The organism is Streptomyces sp. NPDC058051 (assembly GCF_042885475.1).
GTDB lineage: Bacteria > Actinomycetota > Actinomycetes > Streptomycetales > Streptomycetaceae > Streptomyces.
Genome location: NZ_JBHVRW010000082.1, coordinates 1 through 1451, shown reverse-complemented (window position 1 = coordinate 1451; position 1451 = coordinate 1). Strand labels below are relative to the sequence as shown.

The window sequence follows — 1451 nt, the reverse complement described above, 5'->3', positions numbered from 1 at the left end:
AGGGCTCGCAGAGAATCAACATGCGGGTTTGATGTTGTCCGGGGGCTCGGTGCCGTAGGCGTCGAGGTAGGCGGCTACGTCGGTAGGGGTGGTGAATCGTGCGGTGGAGCGGGGGACGGTGCAGCCGTGCTGGTCCAGGAGGGGCTGGGTGTCCTGGATCGTGCGGGTGATGGTCTGCGAGCTGGTCCCGAAGAGTTCGCCGAGGAGGGCGTGGGTGAAGCAGCCGCGCTGGTAGAGGATCGTGGCCAGGATCCGGTCGGGGTCGGTGAACGCCTGCCGGGGGCCGGCGCCGGGGGCCCGTTGTCGTTCGCGACCGCGTCGGTGGCGGCGCTGTTCCTCCCGTCGGGCACGCTGCAGGGCCGCAAACTCGCTGATCAGGGTGTCCAGTTGTGAGCGGGTGATACCGGTGAGTTCCGGGTCGGTGAGGCGGGTGTGCTGCCGGGCGTCCCACTGCCGTGGTTCAGCGCCGTGTGGAGTGCTGGTGGCTGTGGGCGCGCGCTGGGCATGGTGTGCGTGGAGGGTGTAGTTCCAGTCGCCGTGGAAGCGGTGGCGGGTCATCGTCAGCGCGTCGACCTGGGCGTCGTCGACTTTCACGCCGGTGGGGTAGGCGCCGGTGTCGAGTTCGGCGCGGACCCTTAGTCCGGTGCGGGTGGTGGTCGCCGCGATGGACTGCACGATGACTTCATGGCTGGTCAGTGGCCTGCCGCGCCAGTTCATGGAAATGTGGGAGAACAGCCGGTGCTCAATCCGGTTCCATTTCGATGTGCCCGGCGGTAGGTGACTCACCGTGATCTCAAGGCCGGTCTCGGCGGCCAGAGCGGCGAGTTCGGTCTTCCATGCCCGGGTGCGGTAGCCGTTGGAGCCCCCGGCGTCGGCGGTGATCAGCAGCCGACGGGCGCGGGGGTAGTCGCCCTGTCCGGCCCCGTGCCACCAGCGGCGGATCGAGGCGACCGCGAAAGCGGCGGTGTCGTGGTCGGTGCCGACACTGACCCAGCCAGTGTTCGCGGCAATGTCGTAGATGCCGTACGGGATCGCCTTGCCGGGCCCCTCCCGATCCAGGAAGTCATGTGTCTTGACCTGCACCGGATCACCCGTGGGGTGCCATTCACGCCCCGCGTTCTTGTACTGGCCGACCAGTTCCTTCTTCTTGCTGTCCACGCTGACCACCGGATCCCCGGCGCCGATGTGGTCCTTGGCCTGCTCGTTGATGTAGCGGAACTGGGCGTCCCGGTCCGGGTGCTGCTTGCCCTCGACGGTCTTGGAGTTGGCCTGCAGGCTGAAACCTTCCTCCCGCAGCAGGTCACCGACCGTGTCGGCACTGACCTTGTGTCCCTGACGGGTCAGCTCGCCGGCCAGGTTCCTGGTCGACTTGGTCGTCCAGCGCAGCGGCGACATCGGGTCTCCGCGCATGTCCGGCTCGACCAGGGCGAACAGCGCTGGCCGCAGCCCCG

Annotated in this window: 1 protein-coding gene; it reads right to left on the bottom strand. The window is 68.1% G+C overall.

The window, feature by feature from the left end; all coding sequences use genetic code 11:
- Positions 1-15: 15 nt before the first annotated feature.
- Positions 16-1451 (bottom strand): ISAzo13 family transposase (locus ACFVUT_RS37685; RefSeq protein ID WP_389661355.1); only part of this gene is annotated, 1436 nt, incomplete at its 5' end.